General features: G+C 70.2%; 18 protein-coding genes. 10 read left to right on the plus strand and 8 right to left on the minus strand.

What is annotated here, in order from left to right:
• Nucleotides 1-42 precede the first annotated feature (42 nt).
• Complete coding sequence (locus tag ABD663_RS11425; RefSeq protein WP_425561798.1) at nucleotides 43-960, plus strand: serine hydrolase; 918 nt, start codon at nucleotides 43-45, stop codon at nucleotides 958-960.
• 50 nt (nucleotides 961-1,010) lie between these two features.
• Here ABD663_RS11425 and ABD663_RS11430 read toward each other — a convergent pair whose 3' ends face one another.
• The 5 genes from ABD663_RS11430 to ABD663_RS11450 all read right to left on the minus strand — a co-directional run bounded on the left by ABD663_RS11430 (nucleotide 1,011) and on the right by ABD663_RS11450 (nucleotide 6,583).
• Complete coding sequence (locus ABD663_RS11430; protein ID WP_344738607.1) at nucleotides 1,011-1,637, minus strand: hypothetical protein; 627 nt, start codon at nucleotides 1,635-1,637, stop codon at nucleotides 1,011-1,013.
• Nucleotides 1,638-1,834: 197 nt separating this feature from the next.
• Nucleotides 1,835-2,719, minus strand: coding sequence for a formyltetrahydrofolate deformylase (gene purU, locus ABD663_RS11435; protein WP_344738609.1), 885 nt, complete (start codon nucleotides 2,717-2,719; stop codon nucleotides 1,835-1,837).
• 70 nt (nucleotides 2,720-2,789) lie between these two features.
• Complete coding sequence (locus ABD663_RS11440) at nucleotides 2,790-3,977, minus strand: ROK family transcriptional regulator (RefSeq protein ID WP_344738611.1); 1,188 nt, start codon at nucleotides 3,975-3,977, stop codon at nucleotides 2,790-2,792.
• Between the two features lie 36 nt (nucleotides 3,978-4,013).
• On the minus strand, nucleotides 4,014-5,075 hold the full coding sequence (locus ABD663_RS11445; RefSeq protein ID WP_344738613.1) for an ABC transporter permease: 1,062 nt from the start codon (nucleotides 5,073-5,075) through the stop codon (nucleotides 4,014-4,016).
• Nucleotides 5,072-6,583 carry a sugar ABC transporter ATP-binding protein gene (locus tag ABD663_RS11450; protein WP_344738615.1) on the minus strand — a complete coding sequence of 504 codons (1,512 nt, stop codon included), beginning with the start codon at nucleotides 6,581-6,583 and terminating at the stop codon, nucleotides 5,072-5,074. Before ABD663_RS11450 ends, ABD663_RS11445 begins: the two co-directional genes overlap by 4 nt.
• 281 nt (nucleotides 6,584-6,864) lie before the next feature.
• On the opposite strand from ABD663_RS11450, the gene ABD663_RS11455 reads away from it, so the two are divergent.
• The 4 genes from ABD663_RS11455 to ABD663_RS11470 all read left to right on the plus strand — a co-directional run bounded on the left by ABD663_RS11455 (nucleotide 6,865) and on the right by ABD663_RS11470 (nucleotide 11,446).
• Entirely contained in the window at nucleotides 6,865-7,908 is a 1,044-nt protein-coding gene (locus tag ABD663_RS11455) for a substrate-binding domain-containing protein (protein WP_344738617.1), read from the plus strand.
• Nucleotides 7,909-8,046: 138 nt separating this feature from the next.
• Nucleotides 8,047-9,189, plus strand: a complete 1,143-nt coding sequence (locus ABD663_RS11460; RefSeq protein ID WP_344740223.1) for a Gfo/Idh/MocA family protein — start codon at nucleotides 8,047-8,049, stop codon at nucleotides 9,187-9,189.
• A 30-nt stretch (nucleotides 9,190-9,219) separates the two neighbouring features.
• Complete coding sequence (locus tag ABD663_RS11465; RefSeq protein WP_344738619.1) at nucleotides 9,220-10,224, plus strand: sugar phosphate isomerase/epimerase family protein; 1,005 nt, start codon at nucleotides 9,220-9,222, stop codon at nucleotides 10,222-10,224.
• Nucleotides 10,225-10,273: 49 nt separating this feature from the next.
• Entirely contained in the window at nucleotides 10,274-11,446 is a 1,173-nt protein-coding gene (locus ABD663_RS11470) for a thiolase family protein (RefSeq protein WP_344738621.1), read from the plus strand.
• A 25-nt stretch (nucleotides 11,447-11,471) separates the two neighbouring features.
• On the opposite strand, the gene ABD663_RS11475 is transcribed toward ABD663_RS11470, so the two are convergent.
• The 3 genes from ABD663_RS11475 to ABD663_RS11485 are packed head-to-tail and all read right to left on the minus strand — an operon-like array spanning nucleotide 11,472 to nucleotide 15,867.
• Nucleotides 11,472-13,058, minus strand: a complete 1,587-nt coding sequence (locus ABD663_RS11475; protein ID WP_344738623.1) for a peptide MFS transporter — start codon at nucleotides 13,056-13,058, stop codon at nucleotides 11,472-11,474.
• Between the two features lie 42 nt (nucleotides 13,059-13,100).
• Nucleotides 13,101-14,504, minus strand: a complete 1,404-nt coding sequence (locus ABD663_RS11480) for an MFS transporter (protein WP_344740225.1) — start codon at nucleotides 14,502-14,504, stop codon at nucleotides 13,101-13,103.
• A gap of 46 nt (nucleotides 14,505-14,550) precedes the next feature.
• Entirely contained in the window at nucleotides 14,551-15,867 is a 1,317-nt protein-coding gene (locus ABD663_RS11485) for a peptide synthetase (protein ID WP_344738625.1), read from the minus strand.
• A 73-nt stretch (nucleotides 15,868-15,940) separates the two neighbouring features.
• Here ABD663_RS11485 and ABD663_RS11490 point away from each other — a divergent pair, with 73 nt between their 5' ends.
• The 5 genes from ABD663_RS11490 to ABD663_RS11510 are packed head-to-tail and all read left to right on the plus strand — an operon-like array spanning nucleotide 15,941 to nucleotide 19,980.
• Nucleotides 15,941-16,744: an alpha/beta fold hydrolase gene (locus ABD663_RS11490; protein WP_344738627.1), complete on the plus strand. Its 804-nt coding sequence runs from the start codon at nucleotides 15,941-15,943 to the stop codon at nucleotides 16,742-16,744.
• Between the two features lie 39 nt (nucleotides 16,745-16,783).
• Nucleotides 16,784-17,503 carry a GNAT family N-acetyltransferase gene (locus ABD663_RS11495; RefSeq protein WP_344738629.1) on the plus strand — a complete coding sequence of 240 codons (720 nt, stop codon included), beginning with the start codon at nucleotides 16,784-16,786 and terminating at the stop codon, nucleotides 17,501-17,503.
• A 29-nt stretch (nucleotides 17,504-17,532) separates the two neighbouring features.
• A complete protein-coding gene (locus ABD663_RS11500; RefSeq protein WP_344738631.1) occupies nucleotides 17,533-17,928 on the plus strand; it encodes a hypothetical protein in 396 nt (131 codons plus the stop codon).
• 28 nt (nucleotides 17,929-17,956) lie between these two features.
• Complete coding sequence (gene menC / locus ABD663_RS11505; RefSeq protein ID WP_344738633.1) at nucleotides 17,957-19,090, plus strand: o-succinylbenzoate synthase; 1,134 nt, start codon at nucleotides 17,957-17,959, stop codon at nucleotides 19,088-19,090.
• On the plus strand, nucleotides 19,087-19,980 hold the full coding sequence (locus ABD663_RS11510) for a hypothetical protein (RefSeq protein WP_344738635.1): 894 nt from the start codon (nucleotides 19,087-19,089) through the stop codon (nucleotides 19,978-19,980). The genes menC and ABD663_RS11510 overlap by 4 nt, the downstream gene beginning before the upstream one ends.
• The last annotated feature ends 45 nt before the right edge of the window (nucleotides 19,981-20,025 follow it).

The raw sequence follows: 20,025 nt of genomic DNA on the forward strand, positions 1-20,025 counted from the left end.
ACCCCCCATCCACTGACACGGGAAGGAAGCCCTCTCGTGGGCATGTCGCCTGAGCCCAAACGGGCAGCCGAGTCGCTTCGGGGGTCGCGACGAAGCAGCAGCAGCCGAGCGCCGAGGAGGGCGGCGGTCGGACGCAGATCATTCACATCGACGTTGAGCACGCTCGACCAGCTCGCCGCATCCGGCATGAAGATCTCGGTGCGCATCACCGACCTCGACCGGGGTACGGCTGTGCTGTCGGGCGACGACTTCGTCACACTGCCCGTCGCGGGCCTCGGGGTCGTTCCGCTGCTGGTCGAACTCGCCGCGTCGTTCGAGGCGGGAACCCTCGACCCGCTCGAGATCATCGAGAGACGCACGGTGCCGGCGGTCGGTCTCGGCGGGGTGTGGCAGCACCTGACGGCGCCGGCGCTTCCGCTGAGCGATCTTGCGATCCTGGCGGCGTCCACCGGCGACGCGCTCGCGACGAACGCGCTGCTCGAGCGCGTCGGCCTGCCCGCCGTGCGCCGGCGCATCGAACAGCTGGGACTGACGCGGTCCGCGCTCATGGATCGCTTCCGCGATGAGCGCGGCCCTGACGACGCGCCGCACGTCGCCGTCGGTTCCGCGCGCGAACTCGCCGAGCTGTTCGCGTCGCTGGTCAACTCGCGCGCGGTTTCGCCCGGGGTGAGCGCGCAGGTCGCCGAGTGGCTCAGCCTCAACCACGACCTGTCGCTGGTCGCATCCGCCACCGGGCTCGACCCGTTCGCGCATGACAACGACGATCATGGGCTGCTGTTCATCAACAAGACGGGCCGCGAGGCCGGGGTGCGCGTCGAGGCCGGTGTCATCGCGGGGCCTCGCGCAGGGGTCTCCTACGCCCTCATCGTCTGCTTCGACGACCTGTCGATCCTGCACCGGATGCGTGCGCACGACGCGTTCCGGACGCTGGGCGTCGACCTGATGGAGTACGTGTTCTGAGCGGCTCCCGGTCGCTCAGAACACGCATCCACCCCCCAGTCCCGGCGAGGTCAGCGGTTGCGGATCTGGAAGCCGACGTGGTCGAGCACGAACTCGGGCGCCAGCGTCACCCGGGCGTCGGCCCAGACGACCAGCACCTCACCGTCGGCCGTGCGCAGCGGCCCGCGCGCCGAGTTCCACGTGCTGCCGTACGCGATGCCGCCAGCCCAGCTGAACTCGGTGCCCGACTTCACGGTTCCCGCGCCGATGGCATACGGCTCGGGCAGCACGCCGGTCTCCGCCCAGATCCCGCACCGGTGATCGAGATACGCGGGGGCGCCCATACCGTCGTTGGCATACAGCTCGATGAGCCCGCGCGTCACGAACGCCTCACTCAGTCGTGCGCCGTCGGCTCCGGGTTCGCCGGTGACCTTCACGTGCAGGACCGCGGATCCCGGGGACGCGTTGAAGGGGTCGCCGCCGGCGCAGAACTCCTCGAGCGTGCCTCCCGCGATCACCAGATACGGAGGCTGTCCGTCTCCGAGCGCCACGTTGTCGTAGACGAACCCGTACCGGGTGTCTTCGGTGTGCACATCGGTCGCCGAGTGGGCCGGTGCTGCGGCAAGAGCGGCACCTGCTGCCAGCGCTGCTGCCGACAGGGCTGCGGCCGCGATCCGGCCGGTCGTTCGCTTGCGCATGATGGATCACTCCTCCTCGTCCGACCATCGGATGCCGGTCACGCTGTCACGGTCGCGCGCGCTGCTCCACCCGACAGATAGCGAACGGATACCCGGTCGAAGCCGCGGGAACCCGACCGCGTCGCTGTGCCGTCGCAGCCCGACGGCAGCCGCTGTGACGGGTGTGCTGCCTGGCGTACGACGGCGAGCCGGTGGGCCTACGGTCGGTCGGTGAAGACGATCGTGTGATTGCCGTGGCGGATCACGCGGTCCTCGGCGTGCCACTGCACGGCGCGGCCGAGGACGGCCCGTTCGACGTACGCGCCGTGGGCCTGGAGGTCGGCGGCGGTCATCGTGTGATTCACGCGCGCGACGTCCTGCTCGATGATGGGCCCCTCGTCGAGATCCTTGGTCACGTAGTGCGAGGTGGCGCCGATGAGCTTGACCCCGCGCTCGTGGGCTTTGCGGTAGGGGGCCGCGCCGATGAAGGCGGGCAGGAACGAATGGTGGATGTTGATCACCGGCACGTCGACATCGTCGAGGAAGCCCTCGCTGATGATCTGCATGTAGCGCGCCAGGACCAGGAAGTCGACGTTGCCCTTGACGAGCTGCAGGATCTTCGCCTCCGCCTCGGACTTGTCGGGCCCCTGCGAGGGCACGTGGAAGAACGGGATGCCGAACGAGCGGACGTCTTCGGCGACGTTGGTGTGGTTCGAGATCACCATCGGGATGGTGACGGGCAGTTCGCCGCGCCGGTGCCGCCACAGCAGCTCGAGCAGGCAGTGGTCGCTCGTCGAGGCGAGGATCGCCATCCGCTTGGGCACCGATTGGTCGGTCAGCCGCCACTGCATCCCGTACGGCTCGAGCGTCGCGGCGATGTCGGCCTCGAGGTCGGGCAGTGCGGCGGCCAGGTCGGGGCGGTGGAACACCACCCGCTGGAAGAACGCGCCGCCCTCCGGGTTGTCCGAGTACTGGTCCAGGGTGACGATGTTCGCGCCGTTGCGGGTGATCAGACCCGTGACCGCTGCGACGAGTCCCGGCTGGTCCGGTCCGTGCACGGTCAAGCACGCGTGGTCGCGCAGGGCGTCGGTGGGAAGGGGCATCCGAAAACCTCCTCAGAGCTTGCCAGCGTACTCGCGCGCATGACCCGGCGAGGTACCGGGCCCCCGCCGCTCAGAGCCCTGCGAGCGAGTGGAAGGCTTGCGGTGACAGCGCGTGCTCGAGGGCGAGGATGCTCGCGCCGATGACGCCCGCACGCTCGGCGGCGGCGGACTGCACGATCGCAAGTCGACCGGTCGCCAACGGCATCGAGCGGGTGTAGACCACCTCGCGCATGCCGGCGATGAGATGTTCCCCGGCGCGGGCCATCGATCCGCCCAACGCGATGACCGACGGGTTCATCAGGCTGACGCACGTGGTGAGCACCTCGCCGATATCGCGTCCCGCTTGGCGCACCGCCTGGATGGTATCCACGTTGCCGCGCTTGACGAGCGCCACGACGTCGCTGCTGGTCTGCGCCTCGACGCCCCGCGCCCGCAGCGCCTGCGCGATCGCGGGGCCCGAGGCGATGGCCTCGAGGCATCCCATGTTGCCGCAGTGACAAGGCACATCGGCGCCGCGCGCGACCTGGACGTGGCCGATGTCGCCGGCAACGCCCTGGGCGCCGCGCAGCAGCGTGCCGCTCGAGATGACGCCGGCTCCGATACCCGTGGCGACCTTGACGAACAGCAGGTCGTCGGTCGTCGGCCAGCCGGTCGCGCGCTCGCCGAGAGCCATGACGTTCACGTCGTTGTCGACGAGCACCGGCACGGCGAGGTGCTGCTGGACCCAGCCGGGGATGTCGAACCGATCCCATCCCGGCATGATGGGTGGATTGACCGGCTGGCCGGTGGAGGACTCGACAGGGCCGGGCACTCCGATGCCGATGGCGACGAGGTCTTCGCGCGCGCGGCCCGCTTCGTCGAGGAGGGCCGCCGCCGTCTCGAGCATCCACCCGAGCACGTTCTCGGGGCCGAGTGTGATCGACATCGGCTCGGAGCGCTCGGCGAGGATCACGCCGCCGAGGTCGGCGATGGCGACGGTGACGTGGGATGCGCCCACGTCGACCGCGACGACGACCCGCGCGCCCGCGTTCAGCGCGAATTGCGTCGGCGGCCGCCCGCCCGTCGAGGCGGCGTCGGCCGCGGGCGCGATGAGTCCCACGCGCATGAGCTCGTCGACACGGGCGGCGATCGTCGAGCGTGCGAGGCCGGTCGATCGCGCGAGCTCGGCCCGGGTGTGCGGCTTCCCGTCGCGGAGCAGCTGGAAGAGCTCGCTCACACCGGAATTGCCGATGGCGGAGTCGGTATTGGTGTCGCCCACGGTTCAGTCAATCACGGCGTGCGGAGCCGGTCGTCATCAGGTCGACCTCGTGCCGGCCGGCTTGGCGAAGCGCTGCTGCAGCAGCACCGCGATGACGATGATGATGCCCTTGGCAACGGCCTGCACCGACGACGAGAGGTTGTTCTGGATGAAGACGTTGGAGAGCGTCGCGAAGATCAGCACGCCGAGCACAGTGCCGGTGATCGTGCCGCGCCCGCCGACCAGGAGGGTGCCGCCGACGACGACCGCGGCGATCGCGTCGAGCTCGTACAGCAGGCCGTGCGTCGAGGTGCCCGCCGTGGTGCGGCCGAGGATCATGACCGCGGCGATGCCGGCGCTCAGGCCTGCCAGGGCGTAGAGCCAGACGGTGTGCCGCTTGACGTTGATGCCCGCGAGCCGGGCGGCCTCGCGGTTGCCGCCGATCGCGACGGTGCGACGGCCGAAGGTGGTGCGGTTCAGCAGGACCCACCCGCCGAGCGACACCAGTGCGAAGATCCAGATCAGGACGTCCACGCCCAGGAAGTCTCCGTTGAAGAACGTGATGAAGCCTCGGTCCTGAATGACGAGCGTGCGCCTCTCGGCGAGGATCTCGGCGAGTCCTCGCGCGGCGACGAGCATCGCCAGCGTCGCCATGAAGGCGACCACCTTGCCGTACGCGATCACGATGCCGTTGATGAGCCCGGCGGCCAGGCCCACCGCGAGCGCGATGATCACCATGATGATCCAGTGCGTGCTGCGTACGGCGGTCTGCATGATGTCGAGGGTGGCGGCGACCGAGGCGAGGCCCATCACAGCGCCGACGGAGAGGTCGATGCCGCCCGAGATGATGACGAACGTCATGCCGATGCTGATCACACCGATGATCGAGGCCTGCCGCAGGATCACGAGCATGTTGTTGACGTTCATGAACGTGTCGGCTGCGGTGACCGCGCCGACCGCCACGATGAGCAGCAGCGCGACGATGAGTCCGAGGTTGCGTCCGACCGAACCGCGGAACAGCCGCCTCGCGAGTGACGGCTGCTTCGGCGTCGGGCTCGCCGACGAGGGATCGGTCGGAGCGTCGACGACGTCGGCGCCGGGATTGGTCTGCTCGCTCACGCGGCGGTTCCTTTCATGACGAGGTCGAGCACGCCGTGCTCGTCGATCTGGTCGGCCGGCACGGTGGTCAGCACGCGGCCGTCGGCGATGACGAGGACGGTGTCGGCGAGGCCGAGCACTTCCTCGATCTCGCTGGAGACGATGACGATCGCATTGCCTTCGGCTGCGAGTCGTCGGATGAGCGCATAGATCTCGGTGCGGGCACCGACGTCGACACCCCGGGTGGGTTCGTCGAGCAGCAGCACACGGGTGCCGTGCACGAGCCAGCGCGCCAGAAGGATCTTCTGCTGATTGCCGCCCGAGAGGGTCGCGGCGGGGCGGTCGGGGTCGGGCGGTCGCAGGTCGAGCGCGGTGATCTGCTCACGGGCCGCCTCGCGCTCCGAGCGTTCGTTGAGGAACCCGGCGCGCGCGAAGCGCTCGAAGGACGAGAGCGTGACGTTCTGGTAGATGGGGTCGTCGAGGATCAGCCCCTGGCTCTTGCGCTCCTCGGGCGACAGGCCGATGCCCGCCTCGACGGCGTGGGGTACAGACCCGCGCGAAAGGGGCGAGCCGGCGACGCGCACAGTGCCGCCGGTGCGCGGGCGCGCGCCGAAGACCGTCTCGAGGATCTCAGAGCGGCCCGAGCCGACCAGGCCGGCCAGTCCGACGATCTCTCCGGCCCGCACCGAGAACGACACGTCTTCGAATACGCCTTCCAACGCGAGATCCTCGACCTCGAGCATGAGCGACGCATCGTCGGCGACCGGGACTGCGGGCGGGAAGACGTTCTCGACATCGCGACCGGTCATGCGCCTGATCAGCTCTGAGGTGGGCGTGTCGGCGACGGGGAGTCCGACGGCCGTGCTGCGGCCGTCCTTGAGGACGGTGATGCGGTCGCCGATCTGGCGGATCTCCTCGAGCCGGTGCGTGATGTACACGACCGCGATGCCGGCGGAGGTGAGCTCGCGCACGACGGCGAAGAGGTTCTTGACCTCCTCGCTGTCGAGCACTGCCGAGGGCTCGTCCATGATGATGAGCCTGATGTCGTGCGAGAGCGCACGGGCCATGCTCACGATCTGCTTGTTGGCGGCGCTGAGGTGGCCGACCTCGGTGTTGGGCGAGAGTGAACCGTGACCGAGGCGCGCCAGCAGCTCCTTGGTGCGTGCGGTCGCCTCACTGCGGCGCGTGAAGCCGCCCCGCGCGAGCTCGTGGCCGAGGAAGATGTTCTCGGCGATGGTGAGCCCGTCCACGACATCGAGCTCCTGGTACATCGTCGCGATGCCGAGCTCGATCGCCGCCTGGGGGTCGTGGATCTCGACATCCTCGCCCAGCCAGGTGATCGTGCCGCCGTCGGGGCGATGCACACCGGCGAGGATCTTGATCAGCGTGGACTTGCCCGCCCCGTTCTGGCCGAGCACGCAGTGGACCTCACCGGCGGCGATCTCGAGATCGACCCCGCGCAACGCGTGGACGCCGGCGAAGCTCTTGGTCGCCCCGGTCACTCGCAGGAGGGGGGCCTCGGGCGGCATAGACGAAAGGTGGTCGACTTTGATCACAGCAGGACCATAACACGTCGCAGCCCCGGTGCATTGATGGTCGATTGCAACGCAGAAGGCATCGAGCGCCCCGCGTTATTCCGCAGAAAATCAGGCTTGAACGCATCTTTCGTCCGGCTTCACAACAAAAGTTGGCGCATGTGTGACTACTTCTGTTACCTTTGCCCCCACGTCAGCGTGGACACCTCGTGTGCGGTCAGAGAGCACCCGGATGCCCATGCCTGGGCGACCTGCTCACATTCAAGGAGGAACACATGAGTCTCAAGCGCACATTCGCACTGCGCGCGCTGGTGGCCGGCGCGGCAACGCTGACCACCATCGGCCTGCTCGCCGGATGTTCGGCGGACGACGGCGGCGAGGACAGCGTCGTCGATCAGGGCACGACCAGCGACGAGAACGCCTCGGCCGGCGAAACCGTCGTCATCGGCTTCTCGGGTCCGGCTGCCGACCACGGCTGGCTCGGCGCCATCAACTCCGGTGCCCAGGCCGCGGCCGACAGCTTCGACGACGTCGAGCTGCGGGTCGCCGAGGGCACCAACGACGCCAACGCGCAGATCGCGGCCGTCGAGACCTTCATCAACGAGGGTGTCGACGCGATCGTGCTGCTGCCGACCGACGGCGCCGCCCTCACCGAAGTCGCGATCAAGGCGATGGACGCCGGCATCCCGGTGATCAACGTCGACCGCGAGTTCTCGAGCCCGTTCGCCGCCCGCACCACGATCCTGGGCGACAACTACGGCATGGGCGTCTCGGCCGGCCACTACATCTGCGAGGAACTGGGCGGCGAGGGCTTCGTCGCCGAGATCGCCGGCATCGACTCGCTGCCGCTCACGCAGGACCGCTCGCAGGGCTTCGCAGATGCGCTGAGCGACTGCGGCCTCGAGGTGAACGCGCGCGTTGCGGCCGACTTCACGGTCGCCGGCGGCGAGGCGGTCACGTCGCAGCTGCTGGCCGCCAACCCGCAGATCGATGCGATCTGGAACCACGACGATGACCAGGGCGTCGGTGTGCTGGCGGCCATCAACGCCGCCGGTCGCGACGAGTTCATCATGATGGGCGGCGCCGGCTCGAAGAATGCGATGGACGCCATCGCCGCCGACGACTCGGTGCTCAAGGCCACGGTCATCTACCCGTCGACGCAGGCCGCAGACGGCATCGCGCTCGCACGCCTGATCGCCCAGGGCAAGACGATGAGCGACCTCATCACGCCGAGCGTGCCGAACCGCATCGTGCTCGACGCGCCGGTCGTGACCCAGGAGAACGTCGACGAGTACATCGACCTCGCCTTCACATCCTGAGAACACGGACGGGGCGCCCGCGCCGCGGCGCGGGCGCCCCCGTCCATGGAGTACGCGACGATGGGTCGCATGAAGAAAGGAACCCACGTGACCGACGAGCTCAGCGCAGCGGATGAGCCCCGGCGCCTGCGGGTGGCGATGATCGGCTACGGCTTCATGGGAGCCGCTCACTCGGTGGGCTGGCGGCAGGCGCCGCGCGTGTTCGACCTGCCGGCCGATGTCGAGATGGCGGTCGTGGTGGGCCGAAACGCGGAGGCCGTGGCGGATGCCGCAGCCAAGTGGGGCTGGGCCGAGTCGGCCACCGACTGGCGTGAGGTGATCGCGCGTGACGACATCGACATCGTCGACGTCGTCACCCCCGGTGACTCGCACGCCGAGATCACCATCGCCGCACTCGAAGCCGGCAAGCATGTGCTGTGCGAGAAGCCGCTGGCCAACACGGTGGCGGAGGCCGAGGCGATGCTCGCCGCCGCCGAGCGTGCCGCCGCGAACGGTCGGCGCGCGATGGTCGGGTTCACCTATCGCCGCGTGCCGGCGGTCACGCTCATGCGCGACCTCATCGCCGAGGGCGTCGTGGGCACGGTGCAGCAGGTGCGCGCAGCGTATCGGCAGGACTGGCTCGTCGACCCGCAGATGCCGCTCGCGTGGCGGCTGCAGAAGGAGCACGCCGGATCGGGCGCGCTCGGTGACATCGGCGCCCACATCATCGACATGACGCAGTTCGTCACCGGTCTCAGCGTCGATGCGGTCTCAGGGACCATGGAGACGATCGTCAAGGAACGGCCGCTGCTGGGATCCGGATCGGGACTGTCGGGCACCGCCGCCGAGGGCATGGGCGCGGTGACGGTCGACGACGTCGCGGTCTTCACCGGTCGTCTGTCCAACGGCGCACTCGCTTCCTTCGAGGCCACTCGCTTCGCCACCGGCCGCAAGAACGGACTCACCGTGGAGGTCTCCGGCGACAAGGGCGCACTCGCGTTCGACCTCGAAGACCTCAACGCCCTGCACTACTACGACCGCACCGCTGCCCACGACCGACAGGGCTTCACCAAGATCTTCGCGACGGAGGCGGCGCATCCGTACGTCGCCTCGTGGTGGCCGCCCGGTCACATGCTCGGCTACGAGCACGGCTTCGTGCACCAGGTCGTCGACCTGGTCACCGCCATCGCGGAGGGCACCGACCCCCACCCGACGTTCGCCGAAGGTCTCTCGGTGCAGCGCGTGCTCGACGCGGTCGAGCGCAGCTCCGAGGCGGGCTCGGTGTGGACCGAGACCAACTGAACTGACGTCATCGACGAAGGAGACACGACAATGCCACGCCCGATCACCTTGTTCACCGGCCAGTGGGCCGACCTGCCGTTCGAGGAGGTCGCACGCCTCGCGGGCGAGTGGGGCTACGACGGATTGGAGATCGCCTGCTGGGGCGATCACCTCGATGTGTCGCGCTGGGACGACGCCGACTATGTGCAGTCCCGCAAGGACATCCTCGAGCGCAACGGGCTCAAGGTCTGGGCCATCTCGAACCACCTCACCGGCCAGGCCGTCTGCGACGACCCGATCGATGCGCGGCATCGCGACATCCTCTCCGACCGGGTGTGGGGCGACGGTGATGCCGAGGGCGTTCGGCAGCGCGCCGCGGAAGACATGAAGGACACCGCCCGCATGGCCGCCAAGCTCGGCGTGACCCAGGTGAACGGCTTCACGGGCTCGTCGATCTGGAAGGCCGTCGCGATGTTCCCGCCGGCCTCCGACGAGTTCATCGCCGCCGGCTACCGAGACTTCGCCGACCGCTGGAACCCGATCCTCGACGTCTTCGAGGAGCAGGGTGTGCGGTTCGGCCTCGAGGTGCACCCGAGCGAGATCGCGTACGACTACTGGACCGCGAAGGCGACGCTCGAGGCGATCGACCGACCCGGCGTGTTCGGCTTCAACTTCGACCCGTCGCACTTCGTGTGGCAGCAGCTGGACTACGTCGCGTTCGTGCTCGACTTCGCCGACCACATCTTCCACGTGCACGTGAAGGAGTCGATCACCAACCTCGACGGCCGAAACGGCGTGCTCGGCTCCCATCTGCCGTGGGCCAACCCGCGGCGAGGGTGGACCTTCGTGTCGACCGGGCACGGCGCCGTGCGCTGGGAGCCGCTGTTCCGCGCACTCAACGCGATCGGCTACGAGGGTCCCACGAGCGTCGAGTGGGAGGACGCCGGAATGGACCGCCTGATCGGTGCGAAGGAGGCCGTCGGGTTCGTCCGCGCTCTCAACGAGATCACTCCGCCCGGCGCGTCGTTCGACTCGGCGTTCTCGACGAAGGCCTGACGCGCCCGCGTCGCTCGCGTTCGCCGACGCGGCGCGAGAGGATGCCGTCATGCAGACGTACATCTACGACGCCGTGCGCACACCGTTCGGCAGGGCCGGCGGCGCGCTCAGCGGCATCCGTCCGGACGACCTCGCCGCGACCGTGATGCGTGCGACGATCGAGCGAACGGGGCTGGACCCCGCCCGCATCGACGACGTGATCTTCGGCGACGCCAACCAGGCCGGCGAGGACAATCGCAACGTCGCACGAATGGGGGCGCTGCTGGCAGGATTCCCCACGACCGTGACCGGCGTCACGGTGAACCGGCTGTGCGCGTCGTCGGTCGAGGCGGTCGTCCAGGGCTCGCGCGCGATCGAGGTCGGCGACGCCGACATCGTGCTCGCCGGCGGCGTCGAGTCGATGAGCCGCGCGCCATACGTCATCGAGAAGTCTGCGCGGCCGTTCCCCGCGGTCGGCAACCAGACGCTGTGGAACACCGCGATCGGCTGGCGGATGGTGAACCGTCGCCTGCCGAAGGAATGGACGATCTCCAACGGCGAGTCCGCCGAGAAGATCGCGCGCGAGTGGGGCATCTCCCGGCGGGAGCAGGACGAGTTCGCCGTGCGTTCGCACCGCCTGGCGGCGCAGGCGTGGGACGCCGGCGTCTACGACCGCGAGGTCGTGACGGTGGACGGCGTCGACCTCGCCCGCGACGAGGGCATCCGTCCCGACTCCTCGCTCGAGAAGCTCGCGGGCCTGCCGGCACTGTTCGCGAACGACGACGCCGGGTCGGTCACAGCCGGCAACTCGTCGCCGATCAACGACGGCGCCTCGGCGGTGCTGCTGGGCGCCGAAGGCGCGATCGACGCCGAACCGCTGGCGCGCATCACCGGACGCGGCAGCCACGGCGTCGACCCCGACGTCTTTCCGATCGCGCCGATCGAGGCCGCGAACACAGCGCTGGCCCGGGCCGGGCGCACGTGGGCCGACGTCGATCTCGTGGAGCTCAACGAGGCGTTCGCATCGCAGTCCATCGCGTGCCTGCGTGGCTGGCCCGACCTCGACCCGGACACGCTCAACATCCACGGCGGCGCGCTCGCGATCGGGCATCCGCTCGGAGCATCCGGTGGCCGCATCATCGGCCATGCCGCGCACGAGCTGGCCCGCCGGGGCGGGGGAGTCGCGGTCGCCGCGATCTGCATCGGCGTGGGCCAGGGCCTCGCCGTGGTGTTGGAGCGCTGACCGGCGCGCACCTCCGAGGCAGCGGCTACCGCACACCCTTCATGAGCTTCAGCACCGGCTTGACGGCGGCGAGCATCGCGAGGCCGATCACGATCGCCAGCGCGCCGAGGAACGTGAAGTACGGCACCTCATCGTCGGGGTTGTAGAACTGTGCGAGCCATCCGGCGATCGCGGTGCCGAGCGCGACCGACAGGAAGAACAGCGCCACCATCTGCGTCGTGTACTTGTGCGGCGCCAGCTTCGTGGCCACGGACAGGCCCACCGGCGAGAGCAGCAGTTCGGCGACGGTGAAGACGAACAGGATCAGCACGATCGCCAGCAGGGGAGTGCCGTTCGGCCCCGACCCCGCCCACGGCAGGAACAACAGGAACGCGATGCCCATGACGATCGATGCGAGACCGAACTTCACCGGAGTCGACGGCTGACGGCTGCCCATCTTCGTCCAGATCGCCGCGAAGACGCCCGACAGGATGATGATGAACACCGGATTGATCGACTGCACCCACGACACCGGCATCTCCCAGCCGAAGATCGTGCGATTCAGCTGCTTGTCGGAGTAGATCGTCAGAACCGTGAACTGCTGCTGATACAGCGACCAGAACCCGACGCTGACGATGAACAGCGGGATGAAGCCGAACACGCGCGAGCGCTCGGTCGAGTCGACGAGCTTCGAGGTGAGGATCACCGCGAAATAGGCGACCGCGGCGACCACCGTGCCGATGATGACGACCACGGCGAGATTGTCGGCGCGCACCACCCCGATCAGCACCGAGACCACGACGACCACGATGGATGCCGCGGCGATGCCCCAGAACAGCGGATAGCGGTTCTTCGGCAGCGGGTTGGGCACGATGCGCGAGGCTGCAGGCAGCGACGTGCGGCCGAACGAGTATTGCAGCAGCCCCAGGCCCATGCCCACCGCGGCCAGGCCGAACCCCCAGTGGAATCCCATCGTGGTCTGCAGCAGCCCGGTCAGCAGCGGTCCGAAGAAGGCCCCGAGGTTGATGCCGAGATAGAACAGCGAGAAGCCCGCGTCGCGGCGGGGGTCGTCGGGGCGGTAGAGGGTGCCCACCACCGAGGTCGCGTTCGCCTTGAGGCCGCCCGATCCCACTGCGACGAGGATCAGGCCCGCGCCGAGTCCCCACACACCGGGCAGCAGCGCCAGCGCGATGTGACCGGCCATGATCACCCACGCGCTGATGAAGAGCACGCGCTCGGATCCGAGCATCCGGTCGGCGATCCACGCCCCCAGGATCGTCGAGAGATACACCGAGCCGCCGTATGCGCCGACGATGCCGGTGGCGACGCTCTCGTCGATCCCCAGGCCGCCCTCGGCGACCGAGTAGTACATGTAGATGAGCAGGATTCCCTGCATGCCGTAGAAGCTGAACCGCTCCCACATCTCGACGCCGAAGATGTGCGCCAGCGCCCACGGCTGCCCGAAGAACCGCGTGTCCGAGTCGCCCGGGCCGCTCGTGCCCGCCGCGTCCGTTCCGCTCTCGGACGCCGCTTCGGCGGCGTCCTTCGTCGTCGTCTCGCCGGCGGCGGTGGCACCGTCGGGCGGCCCGACCGGCACCTGCTCGGGGGACTGGTCGCGCTCGTCGGCCGTCATGCGCTCACGCTAGCGCGGAGGGCGGATGCGCGACAGGGCGGGTCAGTCGGGCAGTGACGGATGCCGCTCCTGCGGTGCCGGACGCGCGGGGATGAACAGTGCCGTCACCAAGGCGATTGCGGCGGCGGCGAGCCCGAGCGCGAACGACACCTGGAAGGCCGCCGGTGCGGGGACCTGCACGCCGTCCTGGTCGAACGACATGGCTGCCAGCACGGCGCCGATCACGGCGGCGGCGGTGCTGGTGCCCAGCGAGCGGAACAGGGCGTTCAGGCCGTTCGACGCGCCCGTCTCGGATCGAGGCACCGACCGCATGATGAGCATGGGCATGGCCGCATAGCCGAGCCCGATGCCGACGCCGACGAACAGGTTCGCCACGAAGATGTGCCACACCTCGCTCGACCACAGCAGCGTGAAGGCATACGCCACGATGAGCGCGACGGCGCCGAGCGCGAGCAGGCGCTGCGGGCCGATGCGGTGGGCGAGGCGACCGGCGACCGGCGAGAGCACCATCATCACCAGACCCGCCGGCATCACGACGAGGCTGGCCGCGAGCAGCGACAGGCCGAGCCCGGCGCCGGTGCCGACCGGCAGTTCGAGCAGCTGCGGATAGATGACGTTCGAGGCGAACAGCGCGAAGCCCATCGCGACCGAGGCGATGTTGGTGAGCAGCACCGGGCGCCGTGCGGCCACCCGCAGGTCGAGGAGGGGGGCGTCGATGCGCAGCTCGTACCAGCCCCACACCAGCAGCACCACGATGCCGCCGAGCCCGAGTGCGAGCACGGCGGGCGAGGTCCATCCCCACTCGTTGCCGCGCGAGATCGCGAGCAGGATGCCGAGCAGGCCGACCGCGAGCGCGACCGCGCCGACGTAGTCGAAGCGGCCGGGCGCGCGCAGCACGCTGACCGGCACGATCCACAGCACGAGCGCGAAGACGATGGCGCCGAGGCCCGCGGCGACCCAGAACAGCACATGCCACTCGAGGTACTGCGTGACCAGGGCGCTGATCGGCAGTCCGATCGCGCCCCCGACACCGAGAGTGGCCGAGATGAGCGCGATCGCGGTGTCGACGCGATTCTCGTGCAGCACGTCGCGAAGGATCGAGATGCTCAGCGGCACGACGCCCATCGCCGCGCCCTGCAGTGCGCGGCCGACCACGACCCCGACGATGCCGGGCGACAGGGCGGCGATGACCGAGCCCGCGACGAGGGTGAGCAGCAGCACGAGCACGATGCGCCGCTTGCCGTAGAGGTCGCCCAGACGCCCCGAGATCGGCGTGAAGATCGCCGAGGCGAGCAGCGTGGCGGTGACGACCCATGCGGTGTCCTCGCGTGAGGCGTCCAGCAGTTCGGGCAGCTCGGACTGGATCGGCACGACGAGTGTGAACATGAACGACGCGCACAGACCCGCCGTCGCCAGCACGGCGACGATCGCCCCCTGCGAGGGCATCCGGGTCAGGCGGCGCCGATCCTCGTCGCCGCGTCCACCCATCAGGTCAGGCTATCGGCGCCGCAACCGGCACGGGCCGCCGGGCGGCGTCTTGGAACGCGCGCGCGACCGCATCCACCCAGCGGCTCACGCTCGCATGGGCCTCGGGGGTGTCGGGATGCCGCGACCGCAGGTGCAGCCCGTCGTCGTTGACCACGAACCAGATCATCACGCCGTCGGTGCGGATCGCCGCCGAGATCCACTGTCCGCCCGCCTCGGCGGGCAGGTCGACGGGGATTCGTCGGGTGTCGAGCCACGACAGCGCGAACATGCCCGGCGGCGCCGGCATCCCCCCGTGCGGTGCGAAGACCGGTGCCAGCGGGTACGAGCCGAGCCGCAGTGCCTGCTTGACGGCCGCGGCGCCCGCACGCGGGTCAGGCTCGTCGCACGTGAGCACCGAGTTCGTGATGAACCAGCCCACGGCGCCGTGCCAGCGGGTCTCGAAGCGGCTGTGCACCGGGAACACGGCGCGCAGGCGGGTGCCGGCGAGCTGTCGCGTCACCTCGGCCATCAGGCCGATCGCGAGCGAGGTGATGCGCACCCGCTGCGCGTCGGCGTGGTCGTTGAGCCGTGCGAAGGCGTCCGAGTCGAGCACATCCTGCACGGTGACGACCTCGGGTCGGGGCTCGGAGAGATTGCCGAGCGGGAGCGGGAAGGTCGGCAGGAGCGCGGGCTCCTCGGCGAGCAGGTGAGCCCACTCGTCACGCACGTCGGCGGGGGCGGGCGGCATCCCCTCCAGCAGTGCGGTGTGCACGGCGAACGCCTCGACGGGCCCGTCCAGGGGCACGCCCTCCACGTGCGCCAGCAGATCACGTGCGAGCACGAGCAACGACCACATGTCGACGTGGGCGTGGTCGGCCCCGATGATCGCGATCGGACGGCCGTCGGGCTCGCTCGGATCGGGTTCGAGCAGGCACACCCGATGCGACGGCGCCGCGTAGGGGCGGCACTCGCGGTCGAAGACGGCGCGGACGCCGTCGCGCGCCGGGGTGCCTTCGGGCAGCGGATGCCGCACCCACTCGGCGCCGGTCACCTCGGCGCTGTGCAGCTGCGGACCGGCGGGGGTTTCGCTGAACACGGTCCGCAGGGTGCCGTGGCGGCCGACCACGTGCAGCCACGCGGCCTCGAGCACCGTGGGTGACGTGCCGTCGGGCAGGCGGAACGAGATGGCCATCCACGATCCCGGACGGTCGCCGAGCTCGACATGTCGACGCTGGTCGAACGACACCGGCAGCGGGCTGTCCGCGCGCACGCGCATCTCCACCCTGAGGCTCGAAAGGCTGCCGTTCGGGAGCGACAGCCGGGTGACATTCGTCAGGCGCATGGCGTCGTAGTCTAAGGGTCCGGTATTTCACCTGTGCGACACCTCATTTCGGATTCGGACGACGGGAGCGGACGTGCCCACCCTCGAGGTCGACGACGCGACGCTGGACTACGAGATCATCGGCGACGCCGGCCCGCTGGTCGTGCAGCTGCACGGACTGATGTCGAGTCGCACGCGCGACGCCCACCTCGGACTCGACCTGGGGCGCGCGTTGCGCGACCACCGCATCCTGCGCCTCGACGCGCGCGGCCACGGCGGGTCGACCGGGTCGCGCGACGAGAGCTCCTACGGATGGGATCGCCTCGCCGACGACCTGCTGACCGCTCTCGACGCGATCGCGCCGGGAGAGCGCGTGCACGGCATCGGACCGTCGATGGGCACCGGCACTCTGCTGCATGCCGCGACGCGCGAGCCGGGCCGATTCGAGACGCTCACCCTCGTCGTACCGCCCACGGCGTGGGGCAGCCGCCGCGCGCAGGCCGACACCTACCGCGCGAACGCCAAGCTCATCGAGAAGAGGGGCATCGCCGCGTTCGTCGAGCTGGGGACCACGACGCCGGTGCCGCCCGCGCTCGCCGACGCGCCCGAGACGCGCCCCGCCGTCGACGAGGAGCTGCTGCCGACGATCCTCCGGGGGGCGGCGGCCACCGACTTCCCCTCGCGTGAGGCCATCGAGACGATCGACGTGCCGACCCTGATCCTCGCGTGGACCGGCGATCCGTCGCATCCGCTGCGCACCGCGACCAAGCTCGAGCAGCTCATGCCGCAGGCGCGGCTGGTCGTCGCCCGCACACCGTACGGCGTCATGGCGTGGCCGGGGCTGTTCGCCGAGCACGTCTTCACCGGTGGCCACGTCACCGCCGACGACCACGCGTGACCGCGGTGTCGGGGCGTCGCCGGCGTTAGGGTGTGAGCCATGGTCGACCCGCACCAGCCCTCACCTCCGGACGTCGAGATCCGCGAGCTCGAGACGGTGGACGAGGTCTTCCGCGCCTCGGAGGTTCTCGCCGAGGTGTGGGGCGGCGATCGATCGGGGATGCCGCCCAATCTGCTGCGCGCGATCGCGCACTCGGGCAACTACGCCGTCGGCCTGTACGACAGCGACCGCATGATCGGCGCATCGGTCGCTTTCTTCGCCGCGCCCGCCCGGCGATCGATGCACAGCCACATCACCGGTGTGCTTCCCGGATTCCGCAGCCGGGGTCTGGGCCGCCTTCTCAAGCGCCATCAGCGCGAGTGGGCCCTCGCCCGTGACGTCGGTCACATCACGTGGACCTTCGACCCGCTGGTCGCCCGCAACGCCCACTTCAACCTGCGTGTGCTGGGCTGCGAGGTGACCGAGTACCTCGTCGACCACTACGGACCCATGGACGACGGCGTCAACCGCGGCGACGAGACCGACCGCATCATGGTGTCGTGGGCACTCGCGTCACCGCCTGTGCCGACACCACCAGCCGATCGTGTCGTCGCCGCCGTCGCCGTGCCGCCCGACATCGAACAGGTGCGCCGCCGCGACCTCGACCAGGCCCGCGCCTGGCGCGTGCGCGTGCGCGACGGCATCCTGAGCGAGCTCTCCCGGGGGCGCCGTATCGGCGGCTTCGATGATCTGCGCGGCTACCTGCTCGTCGAGGGCTGACGCGCACCGGCATCGGCTACCGTGTCGGGGTGACCACCACCGACTGGACCCCGCACCGCCGTGAGGACGGCGAGCTGCTGGGGTGGATCCGTCCCGACGGCGAGGACTGGGTCGCCGTCGACCTGCTGGGTCGTGCGGCATCCGACGCGGGCGACTGGCTCGATGCCGAAGAGGCGCTCGAGGCATCCGGCCTCGCGTGGCTCGCCGAGCCGTGGATGCTCGAGCTCGACGGCGCCGACGCGGTGCGGGTGAAGATCGCCGAGGTGGTGCCGCCCGGCGAGCAGGCTCCGGGTCGCGTCGTCGTGCACACCGACGACTTCGGCGCGATCGACGCCCCCGTGACCCGCTACGAGCTGCCGTGGCCCGCGCCCGGGGCGCTGCGGCCGAAGCGACCCGGTGAGGTCGGCGCGGCGCCCTTCGCCTGAGACCGCGCGGCGCGCGTAGCCTGGGCCCATGACCACGCGCGCCCCCGCCGCACCCGTGTCCCTCGACGGCGTCGAGCTGCGGGTGCTGCACCTGCCCCTCGTGTCGCCGTTCACGACCTCGTTCGGCACCGAGACGGTGCGCGAGGTGATCGTCGCCCGGGCGCTCACGCCCGACGGCGACGGCTGGGGCGAGATCGTCACGATGCCCGCGCCGCTGTACTCGAGCGAGTACACGCAGGGTGCGTGGGACGTCGCGCAGCGCTGGCTCATCCCCGCCCTGCTCGAGCGCGGCACTCTGGCTCCGGAAGAGGCCGCGACCGTACTCGAGCCGTTCATCGGCCACCGCATGGTCAAGGCCGGCCTCGAACTGGCGGTGCTCGATGCGTCGCTGCGCTCCGAAGGACGTCCGCTCGGCGAGTACCTCGGCGCCGTGCGCGACCGCATCCCGTCCGGAGTGTCGGTGGGGATCCAACGCGACCCCGCCGCGCTCGTCGATGCCGTCGGGGGCTACCTCGATGAGGGGTACGTCCGGATCAAGATCAAGATCAAGCCGGGCCGCGACGTGGCCGACACGGCGGCGGTGCGCGATGCCTTCGGCGCGATTCCGCTCCAGGTGGATGCGAACTCGGCGTACACGCTCGCCGACGTCGATACGCTGGCCGAGCTCGACCGCTTCGATCTGCTGCTCATCGAGCAGCCGTTGCAAGAGGACGACCTGGTCGACCACGCCGCGCTCGCCCGGCACCTGCGCACCCCGGTGTGCCTCGACGAGTCGGTGACCTCGCGCAAGGCCGCCGCCGATGCGCTCGCGCTCGCAGCGGCGTCCGTCATCAACATCAAGGCGGGCCGCGTCGGCGGCTATCTCGAAGCCGTGCGCATCCATGACCTGTGCCGGGACGCCGGGGTGCCGGTGTGGTGCGGCGGGATGCTCGAGACCGGCATCGGCCGTGCCGCCAACGCCGCGCTCGCCGCTCTGGAGGGCTTCACCCTGCCCGGTGACGTCTCGGCGTCGTCGCGGTTCTACACGCGCGACATCGTGACCGACCCGATCGTGGTCGAGGACGGCCACGTGCGGGTGCCGACCGGGCCGGGGCTCGGCATCGAGATCGACCGTGTCGCGCTCGACGACGTCACGGTCGAACGCGTCGAGTTGCGGCGATGACCCGCGCCGGCCGAGCGGGGATCGCGGCGCTCGTCGCCGGAGCCTTCCTGCTGGCCGGCTGCACCGCGGCGCCCGACGCCGACCCGAGCGGTCGGGAGTCTGCACACCCCGCGCTGGCGCCCGACGGGCTGGAGGTGTCACTCCTTCAGCTGCGGGCCGACGTCGCACCGCGGCAGGCGCAGGTGCACGTCGTCAACGACACCCCCGACACCCTCGTCGTCGGCGCGGTGCGCGTCGAGGACCCTCGTCTCGACGGGCCCGCCGCGCGGGTGGTGGCCGACCGCACCAGCCGCGTCGCGCCGGGAGGCGTGGTCGACATCCGGGTGCAGCTGCCCGGAGTCTCCTGCCCCGCGCCGGCCGATGCCGCCCCGATCGTCGTGCTCGAACTGCTCGACGGGGATGGCGCCGTGACCGAGGTGGAGGCGCCCGCCGCGGTCGCGCTCGGCTTCCTCGCGCCGCTGCACGAGCGCGAATGCCGCGCACAGGCCCTCGCCGAGGCCGCCGATGTCTCGTTCACCGACTTCGAGCCGGGTGCTCCGGGCGAACCCGCCCGACTCGAACTCACGATCACACCGACGGGCGCCGCAGCGGCGACGATCGTCGGTGTGCAGAGCACGAACCTGATCGGCTTCGACGCCGAGACCGTCGACGGGGCATTCCCCGTCGATGTCGACGCCGCCGTCGGCGACACGACCCCGATCGTCGTCGATCTGCCGTTGGTGCCGTTCCGCTGCGACCCGCATGCGGTGCAGGAGGACAAGCGCGGCACGATCTTCGACGTGCGCATCGTGGTCGGCGGCGAGGCGGGAGAGATCGAGCGCTTCGTCGGCGAGGACATGCGCGGGCGCATCCTCAGCTGGGTCGCCGCCTGGTGCGGCTTCGGTCGCTGAGAGCAGGCACCCCGAGCCGCCCCACCGTCCGGGTCGCCCGTAGGC

Origin of the sequence: Microbacterium awajiense, assembly GCF_039536545.1 — a bacterium.
In the GTDB taxonomy this organism is placed as follows: domain Bacteria; phylum Actinomycetota; class Actinomycetes; order Actinomycetales; family Microbacteriaceae; genus Microbacterium; species Microbacterium awajiense.

What these genes read in the sequence shown, in the direction of transcription:
- ABD663_RS11430 (WP_344738607.1), bottom strand. Translation starts at nt 1,637, where the DNA reads ATGCGCAAGCGAACGACCGGCCGGATCGCGGCCGCAGCCCTGTCGGCA.
- ABD663_RS11475 (WP_344738623.1), bottom strand. Translation starts at nt 13,058, where the DNA reads ATGACGGCCGACGAGCGCGACCAGTCCCCCGAGCAGGTGCCGGTCGGG.
- ABD663_RS11425 (WP_425561798.1), top strand. Translation starts at nt 43, where the DNA reads ATGTCGCCTGAGCCCAAACGGGCAGCCGAGTCGCTTCGGGGGTCGCGA.
- ABD663_RS11465 (WP_344738619.1), top strand. Translation starts at nt 9,220, where the DNA reads ATGCCACGCCCGATCACCTTGTTCACCGGCCAGTGGGCCGACCTGCCG.
- ABD663_RS11495 (WP_344738629.1), top strand. Translation starts at nt 16,784, where the DNA reads ATGGTCGACCCGCACCAGCCCTCACCTCCGGACGTCGAGATCCGCGAG.
- purU (WP_344738609.1), bottom strand. Translation starts at nt 2,719, where the DNA reads ATGCCCCTTCCCACCGACGCCCTGCGCGACCACGCGTGCTTGACCGTG.
- ABD663_RS11510 (WP_344738635.1), top strand. Translation starts at nt 19,087, where the DNA reads ATGACCCGCGCCGGCCGAGCGGGGATCGCGGCGCTCGTCGCCGGAGCC.
- ABD663_RS11455 (WP_344738617.1), top strand. Translation starts at nt 6,865, where the DNA reads ATGAGTCTCAAGCGCACATTCGCACTGCGCGCGCTGGTGGCCGGCGCG.
- menC (WP_344738633.1), top strand. Translation starts at nt 17,957, where the DNA reads ATGACCACGCGCGCCCCCGCCGCACCCGTGTCCCTCGACGGCGTCGAG.
- ABD663_RS11480 (WP_344740225.1), bottom strand. Translation starts at nt 14,504, where the DNA reads ATGCCCTCGCAGGGGGCGATCGTCGCCGTGCTGGCGACGGCGGGTCTG.
- ABD663_RS11450 (WP_344738615.1), bottom strand. Translation starts at nt 6,583, where the DNA reads ATGCCGCCCGAGGCCCCCCTCCTGCGAGTGACCGGGGCGACCAAGAGC.
- ABD663_RS11485 (WP_344738625.1), bottom strand. Translation starts at nt 15,867, where the DNA reads ATGCGCCTGACGAATGTCACCCGGCTGTCGCTCCCGAACGGCAGCCTT.
- ABD663_RS11470 (WP_344738621.1), top strand. Translation starts at nt 10,274, where the DNA reads ATGCAGACGTACATCTACGACGCCGTGCGCACACCGTTCGGCAGGGCC.
- ABD663_RS11460 (WP_344740223.1), top strand. Translation starts at nt 8,047, where the DNA reads ATGATCGGCTACGGCTTCATGGGAGCCGCTCACTCGGTGGGCTGGCGG.